Source organism: Gordonia sp. Swx-4, from assembly GCF_030316175.1.
Lineage (GTDB): Bacteria > Actinomycetota > Actinomycetes > Mycobacteriales > Mycobacteriaceae > Gordonia > Gordonia alkanivorans.
Genome location: NZ_CP128197.1, coordinates 1,651,474 through 1,672,840, shown reverse-complemented (window position 1 = coordinate 1,672,840; position 21,367 = coordinate 1,651,474). Strand labels below are relative to the sequence as shown.

Here is a 21,367-nt window from a genome sequence, read left to right as displayed (position 1 = left end):
CATCAGTAACTTCAGCACCACAACAGTGTGACAGCGCGCAAGACCCCGTAAGTCACGTGATGGTCACGGTGCAGTGAGGATCGGATCAAGCGCTCCGACCCGCCCGACTGTCCGCGACCGCCGGATCACCCGTCGATTGTCGAAGGAAAATCGGAAATGATCCATTGTTCGACGCGCAGGACAACGGCCCGAAAATGCGTTGACGCGTTGCGGGCACGCAGAATTCACCGACCTTTTCTTTGCGGAAACGAAACATAATCGTTAGCGTCGGTAACGGCGTTGATCGAGCAGCGACCTCGCCGAACGGAAAGTCACCGACAAAGGAGAGAAATGGGTTCCCTCGAGAACATCGAAGTCCTCACCGCACTCGTCGACCTGCTCAACGCGCTCAGCGACCTCGGCGGCACCGCCGCCTGACCCGACCCCTGAGACCGGCCCACCACCGAGAAATCCGTTGCGAGAGCAGCAGACTCAGCAGTGGGCCACCGTGACGGAAGGCCGCGACGATTCACTCCCCTCAGCGAATCGTCGCGGCCTTCCTCCTCTGAACACTCGCTACGCTCCCGGCGCGGACACACCCCGCCCGCTCGCTACGCTCCCGGCGCGGACACACCCCGCCCGCTCGCTACGCTCCCGGCGCGGAAGGCCCGAACTCCTCCAACATCTCCGTCACCAACGCCGCGATCGGCGACCGCTCGCTGCGGGTGAGCGTGATGTGCGCGAAGAGCGGATGCCCCTTCAGCTTCTCGATGACCGCGGCGACGCCGTCGTGCCGGCCGACGCGGAGGTTGTCGCGCTGAGCGACATCGTGGGTCAGCACCACACGCGAACCCGAGCCCAGGCGCGACAGCACCGTCAGCAGGACGTTACGTTCCAGCGACTGCGCCTCGTCGACGATCACGAACGAGTCGTGCAACGACCGGCCGCGGATGTGCGTCAGCGGCAACACCTCCAGCATCCCGCGGCTCAACACCTCCTCGATGACCTCCGGTGAGGCGAGCCCCTCGAGGGTGTCGAACACCGCCTGCGCCCACGGGCCCATCTTCTCGGCCTCACCTCCGGGGAGGTAACCGAGCTGCTGGCCGCCGACCGCGTACAGCGGCCGGAAGACGACCACCTTGCGCTGGGTCCGTCGTTCGAGAACCGCCTCGAGGCCCGCACACAGCGCCAGCGCCGACTTGCCGGTGCCCGCCTTGCCGCCGAGCGAGACGATGCCGACGCTGTCGTCGAGCAGCAGGTCCAGGGCGACCCGCTGCTCCGCGGAACGGCCGTGCAGGCCAAAGGCCTCACGATCTCCCCGCACCAGTTGCACACGCTTCTCCGCGTTGACGCGTCCGAGGGCGCTCGACGACGGACTGAGCAGACGAATGCCGGTGTGACAGGGCAACTCCCTCGCCTCGTCCAGGTCGATGGCGCCGTCGGCGAACAGTGCGTCGATCGCCGAGGTCTCGACGTCGAGTTCGGTCATCCCCGACCAGCCGGAGACGACGACGTCCTGCGCGTGGTACTCGTCGGCGGCCAGACCGACCGCGCCGGCCTTCACACGCAGCGGGGTGTCCTTGGACACCAGGGTCACGTCCTTGCCCTCGGCACGAAGGTTGAGGGCACAGGCCAGAATCCGGGAATCGTTGCTGTCGGTGCGGAAACCGGCCGGCAGGACGGCCGGATCGGTGTGGTTGAGCTCCACCTGGAGGGTGCCGCCCTCCTCGCCGATCTCGATCGGTAGGTCGAGCCGACCGTGCGCGAGCCGCAGGTCGTCGAGCATGCGCAACGCCTCACGTGCGAACCAGCCGAGCTCGTGGTGGTGGCGTTTGCCCTCGAGTTCGCTGATGACCACCAGTGGCAACACCACTGAGTGCTCCGCGAAGCGCATGACCGCCCAGGGGTCGGACAGCAGCACGGAAGTATCGAGGACGTAGGTGCGTGTGGTCACGTGGAGCTCCTACGTTCGTGCGGCGCCCGCACAAACCTGTTCTCGCCGTTGACCGGCCGGGTCGAAGTCCGTTGCCCTCGGCGTCAGCCGAGGTGGACGAGGACCGGGGCCGGTCCCCTCGCGCTGCTGGTGCAATACACGAATCGAACCTCCCGGACGAACCGCTTCCCCGCGGTCCGTACCGTCAACGTACGCGCAGACCTCGCCGGCGGCGCGCCGGAGTCAGGTGTGTCGGCGTGAATTTCGCGTTAACCGCAGTATCGTCTGACCCAGGGACGCAAACGGCGCCACCAGGACATTTGTCGTCCTGATGGCGCCGTGCGCGCGTGTAGGGAAAGTGTCCCGGTGTCTAGCCGCGGGCGCGGGAGAGGATGCGCTGACGCGCCGCCTCGGCCTCGTCGCCCAGACCCTCGATGGAGTCGAGCTTGACCGCATCGGCGAGGGTCGCGGCGATCTCGCGCCACGTGTCCTCGTTCTCGTAGTCGGCCAGGAGCGCCCGCTCCGCATCGAAATCATCGATGTCGTGGCCGATCGCCTCGGCCCGACCCAGCGCCAGGGCCGAGTCGATCGCGATGACGGTGGCGTCCTGATCGGCGATGATGCCGGCGTTGAGGAACGCACCGAAGGTGTTGGCCTGCTGCTGGTCGTCGGCGGCGATCTTGGTGAGGATCTGCTCCAGGACGTCGTCGGCGGCGATCGCGCTGAGTCGCTTGATGAAGCTGACGCACTGGTTCTCGTGCACCGCCATCAGTGCGAGCACATCGAGCGGTCCGAGCGGGTCGACCTGCTCGGGGGTCTGCCGGTAACCCTTGGTGACGTGGACGAGTCGCCGGTTCTCGGCATCCACCGGATCGATCGCGCGGCGCACGACGAGGTAGTCGCGCAGGACGATCGAGTGCCGGTTGTCCTCCGCGGTCCAGACACCGATCAGCTGACGCCACTCGGAGAAGGCCGGGAAGTGCTTCGCCAGCACGCGGTGGTACGACGGCAGGTTGTCCTTGGTGAGGAGCAGAGCCAGCAGCCCGGCACGCGCCTCGTCCGACAGTGTCGCCTGCGACGGGTCGTAGTCGTCGCCGCCGAGGAAGGCGAAGTTGCGTCCCTCGTCCCACGGCACCCAGTCGTGCGGGTTCCACGGAGTGGCGGCCGACTGGTGGTCTTCCGCGATCTCGGGAAGAGCCTTCTCGAGCGCGATGATCAGGTCGTCTTCAGTGAGTGCGTTCATCGCTGCAAGGATACGGACGCCGCTCGGCGCGGGGCAATTCAGGTCACATCCGAGCGGTCGGCCACGGCTCAGATGCGGCTCATCAGTCCCCACTCCTCGAGTCCCTCGTACAGCGGGAAGTCGAGGGCGAGCTTGGAGACCCGGCCACGCAGGGCCGAGACGTCCGCCGACGAACCTGCGGCGAGCGCCGTCGCGATGATGTCGGCGACCTCGGTGAACTCCTCGTCGCCGAAGCCACGGGTGGCCAGCGCGGGGGTGCCGATGCGCAGACCCGAGGTGACCATCGGCGGACGCGGGTCGAACGGCACCGCGTTCCGGTTGACCGTGATCCCGACCTGGTGGAGCAGATCCTCGGCCTGCTGGCCGTCGAGGTCGCTGTTGCGCAGGTCGACGAGCACGAGGTGGACGTCGGTGCCGCCGGTCAGGACCGAGACGCCGGCTTTGGCGACGTCCTCACCGTTGAGGCGTTCGGCGAGGATGCTCGCGCCCGACAGGGTGCGGCGCTGCCGCTCGGCGAACTCCTCGGTACCGGCGATCTTGAGCGCGACGGCCTTGCCGGCGATCGCGTGCATGAGCGGTCCGCCCTGCTGGCCGGGGAACACGGCCGAGTTGAGCTTCTTGGCCCACTCCTGCTTGGCGAGGATGATGCCGGAGCGGGGTCCGCCGAGGGTCTTGTGCACGGTCGAGCTGACGACGTCGGCATGCGGCACCGGCGACGGGTGCAGGCCCGCGGCGACGAGCCCGGCGAAGTGCGCCATGTCGACCCACAGGTGTGCGCCCACCTCGTCGGCGATCGAGCGGAACGCCTCGAAGTCGAGGGTCCGCGGGTAGGCCGACCAGCCGGCGACGATGACCTTCGGCTTCACGTCGAGGGCGATCTTGCGCACCTCGTCCATGTCGATCCGGAAGTCTTCCTTGCTCACGCCGTAGAAGGCGTTCTCGTAGAGCTTGCCGGAGAAGTTCAGGCGCATGCCGTGCGTGAGGTGACCGCCGTGGGCGAGATCGAGACCGAGCATGGTCTCCCCCGGCTCCATCAGCGCCTGCAACACGGCCGCGTTGGCCTGCGCGCCCGAATGCGGCTGGACGTTGGCGAAGTCGGCGCCGAACAGTTCCTTGGCGCGATTGCGGGCAATGTCCTCGACCACGTCGACGTACTCGCAGCCGCCGTAGTAACGACGTCCCGGGTAACCCTCGGCGTACTTGTTGGTGAGCACGCTGCCTTGCGCCTGCAGCACCGCGCGCGGCACGAAGTTCTCCGAGGCGATCATCTCGAGAGTGTCCCGCTGACGGCTGAGTTCGCCGTTCATGGCGGCGGCGACGTCGGGGTCGAGCTCCGCCAGGGACATCGAGTTCACGGATGACGAGTTCGCGGTCATGGCGACAAGTCTAGGGACCTGCGCCGCGATCCCCTAACCCGCTACCAGCTCACGGCGCAGGCTCGCCGGGATGAGCGGTTCGTCGAGCAGCCGTCCGAAGGCCGCGGCACGGTCGTCCGCGGCGTCGAGCCAACTCTCGAGCAGTCGGTAACCCTCGACGTAGGTGCTGATGTACGCCCGCCACAGCGGCGAGGTGAGGAAGCGCAGCATCTGCCGGGCACGCTCGGGCGGTGCGAGCAACCACGTCTGGAGGAAGTCGGCGACGGTGTCGGCGTCGGCGTGCTGGTCGTGCAGCATCAGGGCCGCGTCCTGACGGACGGTGAGGAGCCCGGAGGTCGCCCGTCCCACCCGCGTCGCCCGGTCGGCGTCGAAGCGCAGGCCGAGGTCGGCGTAGATCTCCTGCGCCCAGCCGCCCCACTCCTTGCCCATGATGGCGGTCAGGGCATGGTCCGCGAGCCCTTCGGCCATCAGGCATTGCGGGGTGTTGACGAGGAAGATCGACTGCTCGTGCTGCCCGGCGCCCACGAGCAGTTGTTCCTTGCGGCAGTGCTCGGTGTGGTGGCCGGGGTAGGCCTCGTGGGCGATCAGGTGTGGGAGCGACGACATGTACTGCGTCAGATCGGCGTTGATCGCGACCCGCGACCAGTAGTCGCCGAGGTAGTAGTTGAACCCCGACCACGGCTTGTCGGTGACGACCTCGAAGTCGACGATCTCGTTGTCCGGCAACGGATACTGCGCGCGGACACGTTCGCGAAGGGCACCACTGAACGCCCGGACGCATTCGTCGACCTTGTCGGCGGGGATCTCGTCGGCCCGACGATGAGCGGCGTAGGCGTCGCGGAGATCCTCGCCGCTGGCATCGGCGATACCGAGTGCGTCGGCGAGTTCGGTGTGGGCCTGCCGGTAGCGGTCGGGGTCGGCGAGGGCGATGTCGACGTCGAAGTAGGCGTTGACCTCGTCGACGAAGGAGATGTCGTCGCCGGCGAACTTGCGGGCCGAGCACTCGAGCGCCCGCAGGTGGGACCCGATGAACTCCGCCCGGTCCGCGGGGAGATCACCGGGGAGGTCGGCGCGCAGGGCCCGCGCCTGTGCGGCCAGGTGCGCCGGGTCGGGTGCGGGTCCGTTGGCGATCTCGGCGCGCAGTGCCGGGTCGCCGGTGAACGCGTCGACGAAACCTTCTTCGAGCCGATCGAACGCCAACCCCAGCCGCAGGTAGTCGGTGACGAGGTCGGGGGTCGCGTGATCGGCCGGCATACCGGGCACGTTACCGCGAGCGGACGCACCGCGCGGACCCACCGCGTCGCGGCGAGAGGTGGGCCCTAAGCTGTTACGCATGACGACCCGGGCAGCCGCGCTCACCATGACCCCGGAGCTGCGCTGATGGCTCGCAATGCCAGTGATCGGGACCCCAGTCTGTACCTGGAACTCGACCGCCGGCAGTGGCGCGAACTGCGTGAGTCGATGCCCCTCGTGCTGAACGAGGACGAGCTCGCCGAACTCGTGGGTCTCGGTGAGCAGATCGACCTCGAGGAGGTCGCCGACGTCTACCTGCCCCTCTCGCGTCTGATCCATCTGCAAGTCGCTGCGCGCCAACGACTCTTTGCGGCCACCTCGACCTTCCTCGGCGAGCGTCAGGTCAACCGGCAGGTCCCGTTCGTCATCGGTATCGCCGGCAGTGTCGCAGTCGGCAAGTCGACGACGGCTCGCGTGCTCGCGGCGTTGCTCGCCCGGTGGGAGTCGCATCCGAAGGTCGACCTGATCACCACCGACGGCTTCCTGTTGCCGACGGCGGAGATGCAGCGTCGAGGGATCTTGCATCGCAAGGGTTTTCCCGAGTCGTATGACCGGCGTGCGCTGCTCCGGTTCGTGACCGAGGTGAAGTCGGGTGCGCGCGAGGTGGCCGCGCCGGTCTACTCGCACCTCGCCTACGACATCGTGCCGAGCGTCTATCACTATGTGCGGCAACCCGACATCCTCATCCTCGAGGGATTGAACGTCCTGCAGACCGGCCCGACGCTGATGGTGTCGGATCTCTTCGACTTCTCGATCTACGTCGACGCCAAGATCGAGGACATCGAGGAGTGGTACATCTCCCGGTTCCTGCAGATGCGGACCACGTCGTTCGCCAACCCGGACTCCCACTTCCACGCCTACGCCTCGCTCACCGACGAGCAGGCCACGGCCGCGGCGCGGGACCTGTGGACCTCGATCAACCGGCCGAACCTCATCGAGAACATCCTGCCCACCCGCCCGCGGGCCTCGCTGGTGCTCCGCAAGGACGTCGACCACGCCATCAACCGGGTACGCCTGCGCAAACTGTGAGCATCAGGCCGACGTGACCATCATGTCGGTGTGAGCATCAGGTCCACCAGTTCCGCGCTGTGGCGTCCGGCGGACGCGCGGTCCTCCTCGGAGTAGGACAGGTGCAGCGCCCCGATGCCCATCGCGAAGATCCAGTTGGACCGGACCGACGCGGTCTTCGGATCCATTCCATGGTCGAGGAGACACCGGCGCACCGCTTCTCGCGCACGACGATCGGACGTCCGGATACTCGCCTCGGCATTCGGATCCGAGCGTGCCCATTCCCGCATCGCCCGTTCGATCATCCAGTGCCTCGGGCTCGTCAGTTGGGCGATCAAGCCCAGCAGGCGGTCGCGCGGCGGTAGGTCGGCCAGGGCCGCGAAGTTCTGGTGTTCCTCGTCGTTCCACTCGCCCCACCGTGCGACCAGCGCCGAACGATAGGCCGCGATGTCCTTGAAGTGCCAGTAGAAACTGCCCTTGGTGACTCCCATGCGTTTGCAGACGGTGTCGATCTTGATCTGCTTGAATCCGTCCTCGGCCAGGATCGCGTACCCGAGCTCGATCCAGTCGTCGGCCGACAGGTGGCCGCCGCCACCCTCCTGCGCTCGCCCCATTCCCTCACCCTAACCGCGGTTCTGGCCCGAACCAGACACCCCATACTTTTTTGTATGTTACGTTCCGATCCGTGGACACCCCGACATCCGGCACGGTGCTGATCACCGACGAATTCATCGCCTCCCTGGCCGAGCGCGCGGGCCGGGCGGAGGAACTTCGGCAACTGCCCGCCGAGACCATCCGCGACGCGACCGACTCCGGCCTCTTGGATCTGTTGATCCCCAGTAGGTTCGGCGGACTCGAGGCACCCTTCCCCGAGATCCTCGACCATGTCCGGCGGCTGGCCCACGGCTGCACGTCGAGCGCCTGGACGCTGGGCTTCTATACGTTGCACGGCTGGATCACCGCACTGTTCAGCGAGGCGGCGCAGGAGGAGGCGTTCGCCGACCGCCCGTACCTCGCACCGGCACCTCTGGCACCGACCGGCACCGCGGAGCCGCGGGATGGCGGTTTCTCCGTGTCCGGGCGCTGGTCCTGGGCGACCGGCATCATGGAGGCCAACTGGGTGATGGTGGGTGCCATCGTCACCGGCGACCGACCCGACGCCGTCCTCGCGCTCCTGCCGATCGACGACGCGCGGGTGGAGGACGTCTGGCACACCGACGGCATGCGGGCGACCGGGTCCAACGACGTGGTCGTCGAGAACGCCTTCGTACCGGCGCACCGCACCGTCCGAGTTCGAGATCTCTACGCGGGCAGGACACCTGGCGCGACCCTGCACGACAACTACTCGTATCGCTGGCCGATGGTCCCCGCTCTCGCCCTGCTTGCCGCGATGCCCGCCCTGGGCACGGCCGAGCGGGTCGCCGACCTGTACGCCGCACGACTCTCCGAACGGGTCCTCGCCTACCAGATGGTCAAGCAGAAGGACAAGCCAGCAGCGCGGATTCGCCTGGGCGACGCGCGAATCCGGCTACAGGCTCTTCGGGGCCTGCTTGCGCAGACCACGGCGACCATCGACGAAATCCTCGCTGCCGGAGGGACGGTCGACATCCGCACGCGTGCGCAGGCGCGTCTCGCCGCGGCCCGGATCGTGAACGAATCGAGAGCGGTGATCGGCACCCTGCTCGAGGCATCGGGCGCAAGCGTGCATTTCCTCGACCACCCGATGCAGCGTGCGCGCCGAGACGTCGACGTCCTGTCCGGCCACGTCGTCTTCGATTACGACGAGATCCGGGAGATCGCCGCTTCTCTCGAGATCGGCATGGAGATCTCGCCGTTCGCAATGGTGTAACGCGGCTGATGCGCGTAGCGCAGGATGATGAGCCCACTGCCGGATGAGGTGAGAGGAGCGCCGCGGACACCCGCCGGCGACAACCAGCGGTCAGCCGGCGGCCTGCGACACACGCCGTTCGTCCAGGCCCGCGGGGTACCCACCGGCAACGGCGATCCGGTTCCAGGCGTTGATCATCACGATCGCCGCGACCAGCTGGCCGGTGGTGGCCGCGTCGAAACATGTTCGTACATCGTCGAACACCGCGTCGTCGACACCACCCTCGCCGAGTCGCGTGAGTTGTTCCGCGAGCGCGAGGACCGCCCGCTCCCGTGACGAGAACAGCGACCCCGCCTCACGCCACGTGGCGAGCATCAGCAGCTTGTGCGGGTCGATCTGTGCGGCCAGCGCGTCCCCGGCATGCATGTGCAGGCAGTACGCACAACCGTTCAGCTGCGACACCCGCATCGAGATCAGCTCGCCGATCTCGACGTCGACACCCGCCGACGACGCCCGCTGCAGCGCGACGAGCGCCTTGTAGACGGCGGGATTGTCCTGCGGGATCCACATGCGTGTCGACGGGCGCGGGCGCACGCTCATCTCGCACTACCCGCGTGCGCGCCGGAACGCTGGGCGAGCCATTGTTCGAGCGTGGTCGGGGTGATCACGTCCGGATTCGCGGGCACGAGTCCCCCGCCTCGGATCGCCGATCCGCCTACGGCCGCCCCGATGATCCAGCGCGGCGATCCTCGCTGCGCCGCAACGGCTTTCGCCACGTCGACGAGGTTCATCTCGGCGGGCCCGGCGACCTCGATCTTGCGAACACCGCCGGCGTCGGCGGTCACCGGACCCGCCGTGGCGGTGTCCGCGACCACCTTCGCCACGTCCTCGGCGGCCGCGGGGCGACACCGCATCTTCGGCACGATCGCGACGGGACCGACAGCCATTCGTCCCATCATCTGTTCGGCGAGTTCGAACCACTGCACCGACGCCAGGATGGTCAGCGTCGCCGGGTCGACGACATCGCGGTAGGCGGCTTCCTGAGCCGCCTTGCCCTGGTAGTAACCGAATTTCGCGTTCACCGTCGGATCGTCCGCGTTGACGATCGAGACGCAGACGACGTGCCCGACCGCGGCTGCGGTCGCCGCTCGCCCGATGTTGCGCGCCGTCGTCCGGAAGAAGTCGACGGCCTTCTTCGCGCTCAGCGTCTCGACACTGAGGCAGTCGACCACGACATCGGCACCGGACATCGCCCGGGCCAGCCCCTCCCCGGTGTAGGCGTCGACCCCGGCGCCTCGGTTCGCCCGCACCACCTCGTTGCCGCGCTCGGCGAGCAGGTCCGCCACCCGGCTCCCCAGTACCCCGCTTGCCCCGATCACCACGATCTTCATCTCGCCCCTCCTCACCGACATCGTCGGCCTCTTGTCTGTTCTTCGGTTTCAGGACTTAGGCTAGTGCGGGATTAGCACAAGAAAGTGGTCCAATCCGATGGAAGAAAACAGGGTCAATCCGAGCGCGACCGCCACCGACCCGTGGGCGGAGGTGGCTGCGCGCCTCGGCGCCGATCTGTTTCTCGACCTGCAACCGGACCCGGGGGCCAGCGCACGCGGTCGCGGCGCGACGCTGCGCCGAACGCTCACGGAGGCCCTGCGATCGGCCATCCTTGACGGCCGCCTGCCCGCCGGAACCGCACTGCCGCCGTACCGTTCGCTGGCCGCCGACCTCGGCCTCGCCCGCGGCACGGTGTCGGCCGTGTATCAGGAGTTGATCGCGGAGGGTTGGCTGACCGCCCGCCAGGGTTCCGCCACACGCGTGGCCGACGGCGCGGCACATCCCGAGACCGCGAGCAACCGGAAAGCCGATGAACGCCCCTCGACGCCTTCGCCTTTCCGCTTCCCGCACGACTTCTCGCTCGGACAACCATGCGCGGGAATGTTCCCGCGAACCGACTGGATTCGCGCAACCCGTCGGGTTCTCACCGGTGCCGGGGACGAGGTGTTTGCACCGACCCACCCTCAGGGCCGGGCCGAACTGCGTCGCGCCCTCAGCGGGTACCTGAGCCGGACGCGCGGCGTCCGGACCACCGCCGACCTGATCGTGCTCGGCACCGCGGTCCAGTCCGCATTGGAACTGTTGTCACGCACTGTCTTCGGCGACGTCCTCGCCGTCGAGGGTCACGGCCTGCCCTTCCATTGGCAGGCAGTCGTACGGGGCGGCACCAGAGTGGTCCCGATCGCCGTCGACGACGAGGGGATGGTGATCGACGACCTCGAACGCAGTGGCGCCGCGGCGGTCCTGCTGTCCCCGAGCCACCAGTTCCCGACCGGGGTCCCACTGTCCCCGGCGCGACGCATGCAGGTGATCGAGTGGGCTCGGCGCACCGGCGCGGTCATCGTCGAGGACGACTACGACGGCGAGTTCCGCTACGACCGCGACCCGGTCGGTGCACTGCAGGCACTCGGCCCGGATGTGGTGATCCACGCCGGTTCGATGTCCAAGAGCCTCTCCCCCGCCGTGCGCGCCGGGTGGCTCGCACTGCCACCTCATCTGATGGATGTCGTGATGAACGCCAAGGGAGTACGAGAAGGCGACGCGAGCATCGTCGACCAGCTGATCCTCGCCGACCTGATCGACTCCGGCGCGTACGACCGACACATCCGCCGCAGCCGGCAGGTGTATCGACAGCGCCGCGACGCACTCGTCGAGGCCGTCACCGCGTGCGGTCTGGGTCTACCCGGCATCGCCGCCGGACTGCATGCCGTCATACCCGTCGACCACGCGGACGAGGGTGCACTCGTTCACGAAGCGTTCAGGCGAGGGATCGGGCTCGTCGGACTGTCGCTGTTCCGTCACCCGGACGCCGACCCCCTGCCGCACGGCGGTCTGGTCGTCGGGTTCGGTACGCCTGCGGCGTCGACCTTCACCGCCGACCTGCAGGCCCTTCGCGACCTACTTGCCGAATCGCCTGCTGCGCGCCGAGTAGTCCCGTAGCGCGCGCAGGAAGTCGACCCGGCGGAACTCCGGCCAGTACGCGTCGGTGAACCAGATCTCCGAGTAGGCGCTCTGCCACAGCAAGAATCCCGACAGCCGCTGTTCTCCGGAGGTCCGGATCACGAGGTCGGGATCGGGCTGCCCCTTGGTGTAGAGGTTGGCGTCGATCGCCTCGACGGTGACCGCCTCGATCATCTCCTCGGCAGTGGCGCCGGCGGCACGCTTCTCGTCGAGCAACGCCCGCACCGCGTCGACGATCTCCTGCCGTCCGCCGTACCCGACGGCGACGTTGACGTTCATGCCGTCTCGTTCGCTGGTGCGCTCGGCCGCGACCCGCAGGCGCCCGGCGACGGCCTCGGGCAGGGCGTCGAGGGTGCCGACGATGCGGATGCACCAGTCGCCGTCGGGCGAGGAGATCTCGTCGACGATGTCGGGCACGATCTCGAGCAGAGCGTCGAGCTCGTCCGACGAGCGGTTCAGGTTCTCGGTGGAGAGGAGATAGATGGTGACGGCCTCGATGCCCAGGCCCGCGCACCAGCCGAGCATGTCGGCGATGCGCTGGGCACCCACGCGGTGTCCGTGACTGACGTCGTCGAATCCCGCCTCGCGCGCCCAGCGACGATTGCCGTCGCAGATGATCGCGACATGCCGCGGTAGGCGCTGGGTGTCGAGGAGTTGGATGAGTCGACGTTCGTAGATGGTGAGAGCTGGACGGCGCACCCGATCCGGCAGCAGCTTCATCCTTCGCGGCCTCGTGTCACGTGGGACACCTTACGCGCCGCGATGCGAGCAGAATGACCCCGCCGACCTCCGCGAGCCTCCCTACAGTCGAGTAACTTACGGTACCGTAGGTTTGTGAACACACTGTCGAGCCCGCCCCCGGACGTGGCCGATCGACCACGCCTGCGCGGCGTGATCCACCACTACTCCGCCTATGTGGCAGCGGTCGCCGGTCTCGCGCTGGTCATCGGGGCCGCGATCCTCGACGGCGCCGTCGCCGCGCTGACGTGTGGGATCTATGCGATCACCGTCGTCGGACTCTTCACCGTCAGCGCCACCTATCACCGCATCCCGTGGAAGACGGCGCGTGCCCGCATCCGGATGAAGCGAGCCGACCACGCGATGATCTTTCTCTTCATCGCCGGCACTTACACACCGTTCTGCGCCCTCGGCCTGCCGTCGCCGGTGAGCTGGTGGGTGCTCGGCATCGTGTGGGCGGGTGCGCTCGGCGGCTCGCTGCTGAAGATCCTCTGGCCGGGCGCCCCGCGCTGGCTGGGCGTCACGCTCTATATCCTGCTCGGCTGGGTCATCGTCGTGGTCGCCCCGGCGCTGGTCGAACAGACCGGCTACCTGATCATGATCCTGCTGGCCCTCGGCGGCGTCCTCTACAGCGTCGGCGGAGTCCTGTACGCGGTGCGCTGGCCCAACCCGTGGCCGCGAACCTTCGGTCACCACGAGGTCTTCCACCTCTGCACCGCGGTCGCCGCACTACTCCACTACGCCGCCGCCTGGCTGGTCGTCGCGGGGTAGTATCCGCTCGCCGACCCGCACCGAGGGTTCACATGTGCATCGGCGGCATCATGCCCATACCGTGCATCCACATCGTCATGTGGTGACACATCTGCATCATCTGGTCCATCATCTCGGTTCGCCTCCCTCCACCACTCCGCGACCCCAACCCCGCGGCCCCCCTTCGTAATCCCACCCCGGATCGGCGCCCGGCGGTAGGGCCGACCGTCGTCCCCCTGAGGGACCAGGTACCCACCGCCGCCTGTGCCGCGCACACAAACCCTTCTTCACCCGAACATCATGTGCCCGATTCCTGCCGGTGCCGTGGAGGTCAGCCGTGGGTGATCGGGTGGGGCCGTGACGAGAACTGATCGTGGTCCGTCCGGTGCCGCACTACGGGTGGACCCCGACCTCACTCTTCGTAGCGGCGCCACCCGTCGACGATTCCTCACCGCAACAGGACTGGTGACGGGACTCGCGTTCACCCCCGGGCTTCTCGGCGCCACCCCACCTGCGACCCCCACCCCGGGGTCGTCCGGATCATTGTTCGCGCTCGGCGTCGCCTCCGGCGATCCCCTGCCGGACGGCATCGTGTTGTGGACGCGACTGGCGCGCAACCCATTCGCCCCAGGAGGAGGGATGGGTTCACGTCCGGTCCGCGTCGACTGGGAGATCGCGACAAACGCATCGATGACGCGTGTCGTGCGCCGGGGGACCGCCCACGCGACGCCGGAATGGGGCCACAGCATCCACGTCGATGTGCGCGGACTCGCCCCGGCCGCCGACCACTTCTACCGCTTCCGGGCACTCGGCGAGATCTCGCCGATCGGCCGGACCCGCACCGCGCCGGCCCCGACCGCCCGGCCGGGTGCGCTGTCGATCGCCGTGGCGTCGTGCCAGAACTGGGCTGACGGCTACTACCACGCTTTCGCCGACATGGCGGCGCACGCACCGGATCTGGTGCTGCACCTCGGCGACTACATCTACGAGAAGCCGATCCCGCTCGACGCCCGCCGCGGCGCGACCCGGCCGGCATCGGCGACCCACGAGGCAGTCGGCCTCGACGACTATCGGGAGCGGTACGCGCTCTACAAGTCCGACCCTGACCTGCAACAGGCCCACGCGATGTCGCCGTTCGTGATCTCCTTCGACGACCATGAGGTCGACAACAACTGGGCCGCAACGATTCCCGAGGATGAGACCACCATGTCGCAGTTCGCTCTCCGGCGCGCCAGTGCATTGCGGGCATGGTGGGAGAACACCCCGGTGCGGACCACCGCACGACCCGACGGCACCGTCATCCGCGCTCATCGGCGTCTCGCCTTCGGCGACCTCGCGGAGATCAACGTCCTCGACACCCGCAGCCACCGCGACGATCAGGCCAACGGGGACAACGACTCCCCGCAGAACGCCCGCACCGCGGATCCGTCCCGGACGATCCTCGGTGACGCGCAGGAACGCTGGCTACTCGACGGCCTGGCGTCGAGTAACGCCCGATGGGATGTCCTCGCCCAGCAGGTCCCGATGGCCGACCTCGCGCGCGGCGGGTCGCGGGCGGTCAGCATGGACGGGTGGAGCGGCTACGAGGCATCGCGACGACGCGTCCTAGACGGGGCGGCACGCCGCGGCGTACACAACCTCGTCTCCCTCGCCGGCGACATCCACCGGAGTGTCGTCGCCGACCTACGGGCCGACTACGTCGACGACTCCCCCACCCGCGGAATCGAACTCGCCACGACGTCGATCACCTCCGGCGGCGACGGCGAGGACAGCGACGACGGCGACCGCGCATTGAAGGCCGCCTCGCCGCACGTGCGGTTCGGCAACTCCCAGCGCGGCTACCTGCTCAATCGCGTGTACCGCGACCGCTGGGAGGCCGAGTTCCGCGTGGCGCCATCGGTGCGGTCACCACGCGGCTCATTGCGACGACGCGCCGTCGTCACGATTCCCGACGCCTCTCCCGAAGTCGACGTAGGCCAATCCGCTCCCTGAGTAGCCCCGGAGCTTGCGGAGGGGCGTATCGAAGGGTCAGGCGCGCGCGAGCGCGTCGAGGACGGTGGCGCTGGCCTCCCAGCCCATGCACTTGTCGGTGACGGACTTGCCGTAGACCAGCGGGGTGGCGTCGGTCGACTGCGCGCCGGGCTCGAGGAAGCTCTCCAGCATGACGCCGCTGATGTTCGACGCCTCGCCGGCCTCGCGAGTGGCACGCAGGATCGCCGCGATCTCGGTCGCGACCTCCGCCTGGCGGATGTGGTCCTTACCGGAGTTGGCGTGCGAGCAGTCGATCATCACGCGTGCGGGCAGACCGGCCTTGTCCAGGGCCGCAGCCGCAGACGCGATCGACTCGGCGTCGAAGTTGGGTCCGCGGGTGCCGCCACGCAGGATGATGTGGCAGTCCTCGTTGCCCGCGGTCTCGACGACCGCGCCGTTGCCGAAGTCGTCGACTCCGAAGAAGACATGTTCAGCCGCAGCGGCTTTCACACCGTCGATGGCGACCTGGACGTTTCCGTCGGTGCCGTTCTTGAAGCCGATCGGCATCGACAGGCCCGACGCGAGCTGGCGGTGCACCTGCGACTCGGTGGTGCGGGCGCCGATGGCGCCCCACGCGACGGCGTCGGCGATGTACTGCGGGCTGGTCGGTTCGAGGAACTCACAGCCGACGGGCAGTCCGAGGTCGATGATGTCGAGCAGCAACGACCGGGCGGTCCGCAGACCGCGCTCGACGTCGAAGGTGTTGTCCATGCCGGGGTCGTTGATCAGACCCTTCCACCCGACCGTGGTGCGCGGCTTCTCGAAGTAGACCCGCATGACGATCTTCAGACGATCGGCGTAGGCCTCGGCCAGCGGCGCCAGACGCCGTGCGTAGTCGATCGCGGCGATCGGATCGTGCACCGAGCACGGTCCGGCGATCACGAGAAGACGGTCGTCGCGGCCGGCGAGGATGTCGGCGATCTCGTCACGGTCGCGGGCAACGGCGAGCGCACGACGCGCGGTCAGGGGCAGTTCGGCGCGGACGGTGTCGGGAGACGGGATCGGACGGAAGGACTTGATCCGACGATCAGAGGTCGATTCGGCCTTGTCTGCCGTACGCGTGGAATCCGGGAGAGTGGTCACGGTGTGTGCCTTTCGAGGTCATGCCCTGTCGGTGGTCCAACCGGGGCACGCCTAGTGGTGGAGCCCCGCTCAAAACGACAAGAGCAGCGACCGTAGGGTCGCTGCTCGGGCTCCGGGTGTTACGTGCGCGCGCTTGGTCAGCGCTTCATCGTGGCCCCACCCGGAGCCTCGATAAAGCGCCAATATGCGCGCACGGTGCTGATCACGGCGACAACACTAACACAACGCGGTCTACGGGTGACCGCGGTCTATCAGTTCACTGAGGACGATGATCGACTCGGACTTGTCCACCGGACCGGCGGCACGGATGCGTTCGAGTGCCTGCTCGAGGTGGCGCACGTCGCGGGCCCGCACCCGCAGGATGGCGTCGGCCTGACCCGAGATGGTCGCCGCGCTGACCACCTCCGGGATCGGTTCCCACGACGCCTTGAGCTCGTCCGGCGAGATGTTGCCGCGGCAGTACACCTGCACATAGGCCTCGGTCGTCCACTGCATCGCGTGCGGATCGACGATGGCGGTGAATCCCCGGATCACCCCGTCGTCGAGTAGACGGTCGACCCGACGCTTGACCGCGGGGGCGGAGAGCCCGACCTCGTCACCGATCTGGGCATAGGTCGCGCGGGCGTCACGGGTGAGGCAGGCGATCACCTTCTCATCCAGATCGTCGAGCGTACGCAATGGATGACCACTCCCCTCTAGTGCTGTGACGTTTTGTTGCACTCATACGCAATCCACGGCGATTGTTTGCATAGATTGCCGACGATACGCTCGATTCATGACGCTGACGAGCCCGGGTATCGCCGCGCCCCCGGTACGCCAGGCGCGGCCAAGGACCTACGCGATGACCCCGCCCGTGCACTTCACGGTGTCCTATGCGATCAATCCCTGGATGGACACCTCGGTTCCGGTGGACACCGACCGGGCCCTCGCCCAATGGCACACCCTGCGATCGGTGTACGAACCCTCGAACTTGTCGACCCGCGGTTCTACCACCTCGACACCGCGCTGGGCGTCCTCGACGACCGCACGATCGCCTACCACCCCGCCGCATTCTCCGCACGCTCACGCCGACTGCGCGACGAGCTGTTCCCCGACGCCATCATCGCCACCGACGCCGACGCGGCCGTGCTCGGCCTCAACCTGGTCTCCGACGGACTCGACGTCGTGATGACCGATCGCGCACCGCATCTCGAGGCAGAGCTGCGCGAGGCCGGGTTCCGGCCGGTGACCGTCGATCTCTCCGAGTTGCTCAAGGGCGGCGGCAGGGTCAAGTGCTGCACATTGGAACTCCAGGAGATACGCTCATGTCCGACACGCTCATCCCCCACGGTGTGACATCTTCTGCAGGTTCCACGACCGACGCCGAACCGCATGTGGCACACAACTACTCCCCGATCCCGGTCACCGCTGCGACCGCCGAGGGTGTGTGGATCACCGACGTCGACGGCAAGCGCCACCTCGACTGTCTGGGCGCGTACTCGGCGGTCAACTTCGGACATCGCCATCCGCGGATCGTCGCCGCGGCACTCGAACAGATCGAACGGGTCACCCTCACCAGTCGTGCGTTCCGTTCGGATCGTCTCGAACCGTTCTGCGCCGCACTCGCGGAACTGTGCGGCAAGGAGATGGTGCTGCCGATGAACACCGGCGCCGAGGCCGTCGAGTCTGCGATCAAGGTCGCCCGAAAGTGGGGTTACGACGTCAAGGGCGTCCCCGACGGCCGCGCGACGGTCGTCGTCGCCGGCGGTAATTTCCACGGCCGCACCACGACGATCATCTCGTTCAGCGACGACCCTGATGCTCGCGCCGGATTCGGTCCGTACACACCGGGTTTCGTCCGTGTCCCGTACGGCGACGTCGAGGCGATCGCTGCCGCGATCGACGAGACGACCGTCGGCATCCTGCTCGAACCCATCCAGGGCGAGGCCGGGATCATCGTCCCGCCCGATGACTACCTCCCGCGGGTACGTGCTCTGTGTACCGACAACGACGTCCTGCTGATCGCCGACGAGATCCAATCGGGCCTGGGTCGCACGGGACGTACCTTCGCCGTCGAACACTGGGGCGTCGTACCCGATGTCTACCTGCTCGGCAAGGCGCTCGGTGGCGGGATCGTACCGGTCAGCGCGGTGGTGGCGAACCGCGATGTCCTCGGCGTCCTCCACCCCGGACAGCACGGCTCGACCTTCGGCGGGAACCCCCTCGCCGCGGCGATCGGCCACACCGTCGTCGACATGCTCGCCGACGGCACCTGGCAGGAACGCGCCACCGACCTCGGCGACCACTTACACACGCGGCTGAGGGAGTTCGTCGGCCGCGGCATCGTCGCGACCCGCGGTCTGGGACTCTGGGCTGGTATCGATCTCGATCCGGTGCTCGGCACCGGCAAGGACTTCTGCCTCCGCCTCGCCGAGCACGGCGTCCTGGCCAAGGACACCCATGGATCGACGCTTCGGCTCGCGCCTCCCCTCGTCATCACCGTTCAGGAGATCGACTGGGCGATCGAACGATTCGCCGAATCGCTGGACGAGCTGCGATCCCGGTCAGTGTGATACGCGCTCACGGTCGCGGTTGAGCCACCAGGTCGACGTCGACAGGACCGTGGCGAAGGCGCACCACGCCGGGTAGGCGGCGAGCGCGGCCCCGGCCGGCGGATTCACGGCCGCGGTACGCCGGGCCAGGTCGGCGCTGCTGACCGTGAGGGCCGCGGCGGCCACCGACGCGGTACCCAGCGCCCCTCTGCCGAAGTAGATCCAGCTCCACGCCCCGTTGAGAGCGAGATTGGCACCGAGCGCGGCGAGGTACGCCTGCTTCTCTTCTCGGGCCGGCGACTCGCCCAAACCGTCGATCGCGGTGGCGGAGGTGACCGCGATGTCGGCATAGAGGGCGGTCCAGGCCACCGGGAACACCCAGGTCGGCGGCACGAACGACGGCTTCTTCAGCCGCGGATACCAGGTCTCGACAGCGGGTTTGGTCACCACGCTGCCGATGGCACCGGCTGCGGCGGTGGCGAGCGAGGTCCCGATCAGAGTGGAGATGCGCATACTCATCAATACCCGTCCGGACGGATCCGACACCTGCGTGGTCTGCCGGCCTCACCCCAGCTGCGCGACGAGCGATTCCTCGTCCGTGACCGGCAGCCCGCAGACCGTTCCCCGGCACACGTAGGCGGCGTCGCGTCCGTCGATCGGGCCCCGCGCGACGAGCAGCGGGTGTGAATCCTGTTCGCCGGCAACGACGACCGCTCCGCCGGGGACGTGCGACCACGCCGCCCGGGTCAGCGCATGGTTCGACGCCGACCCTTCTGCCACGGCTATCTGCACCGGCCCGGCGACCCGCGCCGACATCACCGACATCCAGTGCCCGGCCGATCGCGGCAGCTTGGCGACGATCACCGATGCGCGGGACAGACTGTGCTCCAGCAGTTCTGCATAACCGACCGCCTTGGCCGGGTCGGCGAGCATGGATGCGGTGAGCAGCGCCTCGGCCATGAGCGACGCCCCCGCCGGGGTGGCACCGTCGATCGGATCACGGGGCCGGGCGATGAGCCCTTCACCGGTGGCGTCGAACCAGGCGCCGGGCGCCTCCTGATCCGCGAACAGTTCGATCGCGGTGTCGAGCACTCCCGCTCCCGCTCCCAAAAACCGGGTTTCACCGGTGACCTGGAACAGCGTCAGCAGAGCCGTGCTCAGCGTCGCGTGGTCGTCGAGCCCGCCGTCGGTCTCGCCCACGTGTCCGCCGAGCGAGGAACGACGGAGCCGCCCACCGACCAGGTGGTTGCTCAGCAACTCGTCGGCGCAACGAACTCCCTCGTCGACGTAGCCGGTGTCACCCAGCCCGGCACCGGCCTCGGCGAGTGCGGTGCTCGTCATGGCATTCCACGCGGTGACGACCTTGTCGTCGCGGGTGGGCTGGACACGCCTACCCCGCGCCTCGAGGAGCGCGGCACACACGGCAGCGAAGCGCTCGCGGTCGTCCGGGTCGGTCGGGAGCTGCAGCGTCGAGCGACCGTGTTCGAAGGTGCCCCGCTCGGTCACGACGAACAGCTCGGCGGCCCAGCGTCCGGTCTCCGGTCCGAGGACCTCGGCGAGTTCGTCCGGCGTCCACACGTAGGTGGACCCCTCCACGCCGTCGGCATCGGCGTCGAGAGACGAGGCGAATCCGCCCGGCACCCGCAGGTCCCGCCGGAGGAACGTGACCGTCTCCTCGACGACGCGGCGTGCCAACGGATCTCCGGTCCGCCGTGCCAGATGTGCGTAGGCCCGCAGCAGTTGCGCGTTGTCGTAGAGCATCTTCTCGAAGTGGGGTACCACCCAGCCGGCGTCGACCGAGTACCGGGCGAAACCACCGGCGAGCTGGTCGTAGATGCCGCCCCGGCCCATCGCGTCCATGGTTCGGGCGGCGGTCTCGATCGCAGCGGTGTCGCCGGTGCGTTCGGTGTGCCGGATCAGCGCTTCGAGGAGCGCCGAGGGCGGGAATTTGGGTGCGCCGCCGAATCCGCCGAATTCACGATCCTCGTCGTCGAGCACGGTGCGGACGCCGTGCGCGAGCAGTCGGTCGTCGACGGCGACGGTGCCCGCCGGCAACGGGGAGGTGTTCACCACGATGTGCTCGCGCACCTTCGCGGCGGTGTCGTCGAGGTCGGCGCGACGCTGCGTCCACGCCTCGGTGACCGCGGTCAGCACCTGACGGAAGGAGGGGATCTGCCCGCGCGGCCGCGGCGGGTAGTAGGTGCCGGTGTAGAACGGGTCGCCGTCCGGGGTGAGGAAGCAGGTCATGGGCCAACCACCCTGCCCGGTCATCGCGACGGTGGCGCTCATGTAGATGGCGTCGATGTCGGGACGTTCCTCCCGATCGACCTTGATGCAGACGAAGTCGCGGTTCATCTGGGCCGCGGTCGCGTCGTCCTCGAAGGACTCGTGCGCCATCACGTGACACCAGTGACAGGCCGCGTAGCCGACCGACAGCAGCACTGGCACGTCGCGTTCGCGTGCCAGGTTCAACGCGGCGTCGGACCACTCCTGCCAGTGGACCGGATTGTCGGCGTGCTGCCGGAGATATGGGCTCGTCGCCGAGCCCAGCATGTTCGACGA

Annotated in this window: 19 protein-coding genes; 7 read left to right on the top strand and 12 right to left on the bottom strand. The window is 68.1% G+C overall.

The features are described from left to right. Positions 1–625 precede the first annotated feature (625 nt). The 4 genes from phoH2 to PWF70_RS07675 form a co-directional block, all read right to left on the bottom strand. The gene (gene phoH2 / locus PWF70_RS07690) at positions 626–1,933 is read right to left on the bottom strand and encodes an RNA 5'-3' helicase PhoH2 (protein WP_006357721.1); all 1,308 of its coding nucleotides are present in this window, start codon (positions 1,931–1,933) and stop codon (positions 626–628) included. 349 nt (positions 1,934–2,282) lie between these two features. Then, the gene (locus PWF70_RS07685; protein ID WP_006357720.1) at positions 2,283–3,155 is read right to left on the bottom strand and encodes an acyl-ACP desaturase; all 873 of its coding nucleotides are present in this window, start codon (positions 3,153–3,155) and stop codon (positions 2,283–2,285) included. Between the two features lie 68 nt (positions 3,156–3,223). Continuing rightward, the gene (glyA, locus tag PWF70_RS07680) at positions 3,224–4,531 is read right to left on the bottom strand and encodes a serine hydroxymethyltransferase (protein ID WP_035750511.1); all 1,308 of its coding nucleotides are present in this window, start codon (positions 4,529–4,531) and stop codon (positions 3,224–3,226) included. Between the two features lie 33 nt (positions 4,532–4,564). Next, positions 4,565–5,785, bottom strand: coding sequence for a hypothetical protein (locus PWF70_RS07675; RefSeq protein ID WP_006357719.1), 1,221 nt, complete (start codon positions 5,783–5,785; stop codon positions 4,565–4,567). Positions 5,786–5,911: 126 nt separating this feature from the next. On the opposite strand from PWF70_RS07675, the gene coaA reads away from it, so the two are divergent. After that, positions 5,912–6,853: a type I pantothenate kinase gene (gene coaA / locus PWF70_RS07670; protein WP_006357718.1), complete on the top strand. Its 942-nt coding sequence runs from the start codon at positions 5,912–5,914 to the stop codon at positions 6,851–6,853. 20 nt (positions 6,854–6,873) lie between these two features. On the opposite strand, the gene PWF70_RS07665 is transcribed toward coaA, so the two are convergent. Further along, positions 6,874–7,446 (bottom strand): TetR/AcrR family transcriptional regulator, encoded by a 573-nt coding sequence (locus PWF70_RS07665; RefSeq protein WP_006357717.1) that lies wholly within the window; start codon positions 7,444–7,446, stop codon positions 6,874–6,876. Positions 7,447–7,517: 71 nt separating this feature from the next. Here PWF70_RS07665 and PWF70_RS07660 point away from each other — a divergent pair, with 71 nt between their 5' ends. After that, positions 7,518–8,681 carry an acyl-CoA dehydrogenase family protein gene (locus PWF70_RS07660; RefSeq protein ID WP_006357716.1) on the top strand — a complete coding sequence of 388 codons (1,164 nt, stop codon included), beginning with the start codon at positions 7,518–7,520 and terminating at the stop codon, positions 8,679–8,681. Between the two features lie 90 nt (positions 8,682–8,771). Here the strand turns inward: PWF70_RS07660 and PWF70_RS07655 are convergent, their stop codons facing one another. Further along, on the bottom strand, positions 8,772–9,260 hold the full coding sequence (locus tag PWF70_RS07655; protein WP_006357715.1) for a carboxymuconolactone decarboxylase family protein: 489 nt from the start codon (positions 9,258–9,260) through the stop codon (positions 8,772–8,774). Next, positions 9,257–10,051, bottom strand: a complete 795-nt coding sequence (locus PWF70_RS07650) for an SDR family oxidoreductase (protein WP_006357714.1) — start codon at positions 10,049–10,051, stop codon at positions 9,257–9,259. Before PWF70_RS07650 ends, PWF70_RS07655 begins: the two co-directional genes overlap by 4 nt. Before the next feature lie 97 nt (positions 10,052–10,148). On the opposite strand from PWF70_RS07650, the gene pdxR reads away from it, so the two are divergent. Next, positions 10,149–11,651: a MocR-like pyridoxine biosynthesis transcription factor PdxR gene (gene pdxR / locus PWF70_RS07645; RefSeq protein ID WP_006357713.1), complete on the top strand. Its 1,503-nt coding sequence runs from the start codon at positions 10,149–10,151 to the stop codon at positions 11,649–11,651. On the opposite strand, the gene PWF70_RS07640 is transcribed toward pdxR, so the two are convergent. Continuing rightward, positions 11,610–12,392 (bottom strand): isoprenyl transferase, encoded by a 783-nt coding sequence (locus tag PWF70_RS07640; protein ID WP_006357712.1) that lies wholly within the window; start codon positions 12,390–12,392, stop codon positions 11,610–11,612. The two genes, pdxR and PWF70_RS07640, sit on opposite strands and share 42 nt — an antisense overlap. Before the next feature lie 114 nt (positions 12,393–12,506). Between PWF70_RS07640 and trhA the strand changes: the two genes are divergently transcribed. Both trhA and PWF70_RS07630 read left to right on the top strand, forming a co-directional pair. Beyond that, positions 12,507–13,181 carry a PAQR family membrane homeostasis protein TrhA gene (gene trhA / locus PWF70_RS07635; RefSeq protein ID WP_006357711.1) on the top strand — a complete coding sequence of 225 codons (675 nt, stop codon included), beginning with the start codon at positions 12,507–12,509 and terminating at the stop codon, positions 13,179–13,181. Positions 13,182–13,517: 336 nt separating this feature from the next. Next, positions 13,518–15,152: an alkaline phosphatase D family protein gene (locus PWF70_RS07630; protein ID WP_035750507.1), complete on the top strand. Its 1,635-nt coding sequence runs from the start codon at positions 13,518–13,520 to the stop codon at positions 15,150–15,152. Positions 15,153–15,188: 36 nt separating this feature from the next. Here the strand turns inward: PWF70_RS07630 and PWF70_RS07625 are convergent, their stop codons facing one another. Together PWF70_RS07625 and PWF70_RS07620 are read right to left on the bottom strand one after the other, a co-directional pair. Continuing rightward, entirely contained in the window at positions 15,189–16,274 is a 1,086-nt protein-coding gene (locus PWF70_RS07625; RefSeq protein ID WP_006357709.1) for a 3-deoxy-7-phosphoheptulonate synthase, read from the bottom strand. A 231-nt stretch (positions 16,275–16,505) separates the two neighbouring features. Then, positions 16,506–16,952, bottom strand: a complete 447-nt coding sequence (locus tag PWF70_RS07620) for an Lrp/AsnC family transcriptional regulator (protein WP_006357708.1) — start codon at positions 16,950–16,952, stop codon at positions 16,506–16,508. A 255-nt stretch (positions 16,953–17,207) separates the two neighbouring features. Here PWF70_RS07620 and PWF70_RS07615 point away from each other — a divergent pair, with 255 nt between their 5' ends. Together PWF70_RS07615 and rocD are read left to right on the top strand one after the other, a co-directional pair. Next, on the top strand, positions 17,208–17,609 hold the full coding sequence (locus tag PWF70_RS07615) for a hypothetical protein (protein WP_006357707.1): 402 nt from the start codon (positions 17,208–17,210) through the stop codon (positions 17,607–17,609). After that, entirely contained in the window at positions 17,579–18,826 is a 1,248-nt protein-coding gene (gene rocD / locus PWF70_RS07610; RefSeq protein ID WP_042375967.1) for an ornithine--oxo-acid transaminase, read from the top strand. Before PWF70_RS07615 ends, rocD begins: the two co-directional genes overlap by 31 nt. Here the strand turns inward: rocD and PWF70_RS07605 are convergent. Beyond that, the gene (locus PWF70_RS07605) at positions 18,818–19,318 is read right to left on the bottom strand and encodes a TspO/MBR family protein (protein WP_006357705.1); all 501 of its coding nucleotides are present in this window, start codon (positions 19,316–19,318) and stop codon (positions 18,818–18,820) included. The genes rocD and PWF70_RS07605 overlap by 9 nt on opposite strands. 51 nt (positions 19,319–19,369) lie before the next feature. Beyond that, entirely contained in the window at positions 19,370–21,358 is a 1,989-nt protein-coding gene (locus tag PWF70_RS07600; protein WP_006357704.1) for a thioredoxin domain-containing protein, read from the bottom strand. Positions 21,359–21,367 lie beyond the last annotated feature (9 nt).

Coding starts and splice junctions, on each gene's coding strand:
- PWF70_RS07675 (WP_006357719.1), bottom strand. CDS start 5,785: ATGCCGGCCGATCACGCGACCCCCGACCTCGTCACCGACTACCTGCGG.
- PWF70_RS07650 (WP_006357714.1), bottom strand. CDS start 10,051: ATGAAGATCGTGGTGATCGGGGCAAGCGGGGTACTGGGGAGCCGGGTG.
- PWF70_RS07600 (WP_006357704.1), bottom strand. CDS start 21,358: ATGCTGGGCTCGGCGACGAGCCCATATCTCCGGCAGCACGCCGACAAT.
- coaA (WP_006357718.1), top strand. CDS start 5,912: ATGGCTCGCAATGCCAGTGATCGGGACCCCAGTCTGTACCTGGAACTC.
- PWF70_RS07640 (WP_006357712.1), bottom strand. CDS start 12,392: ATGAAGCTGCTGCCGGATCGGGTGCGCCGTCCAGCTCTCACCATCTAC.
- PWF70_RS07615 (WP_006357707.1), top strand. CDS start 17,208: ATGGCACACCCTGCGATCGGTGTACGAACCCTCGAACTTGTCGACCCG.
- glyA (WP_035750511.1), bottom strand. CDS start 4,531: ATGACCGCGAACTCGTCATCCGTGAACTCGATGTCCCTGGCGGAGCTC.
- rocD (WP_042375967.1), top strand. CDS start 17,579: ATGTCCGACACGCTCATCCCCCACGGTGTGACATCTTCTGCAGGTTCC.
- pdxR (WP_006357713.1), top strand. CDS start 10,149: ATGGAAGAAAACAGGGTCAATCCGAGCGCGACCGCCACCGACCCGTGG.
- PWF70_RS07685 (WP_006357720.1), bottom strand. CDS start 3,155: ATGAACGCACTCACTGAAGACGACCTGATCATCGCGCTCGAGAAGGCT.
- PWF70_RS07605 (WP_006357705.1), bottom strand. CDS start 19,318: ATGCGCATCTCCACTCTGATCGGGACCTCGCTCGCCACCGCCGCAGCC.
- PWF70_RS07665 (WP_006357717.1), bottom strand. CDS start 7,446: ATGGGGCGAGCGCAGGAGGGTGGCGGCGGCCACCTGTCGGCCGACGAC.
- PWF70_RS07655 (WP_006357715.1), bottom strand. CDS start 9,260: ATGAGCGTGCGCCCGCGCCCGTCGACACGCATGTGGATCCCGCAGGAC.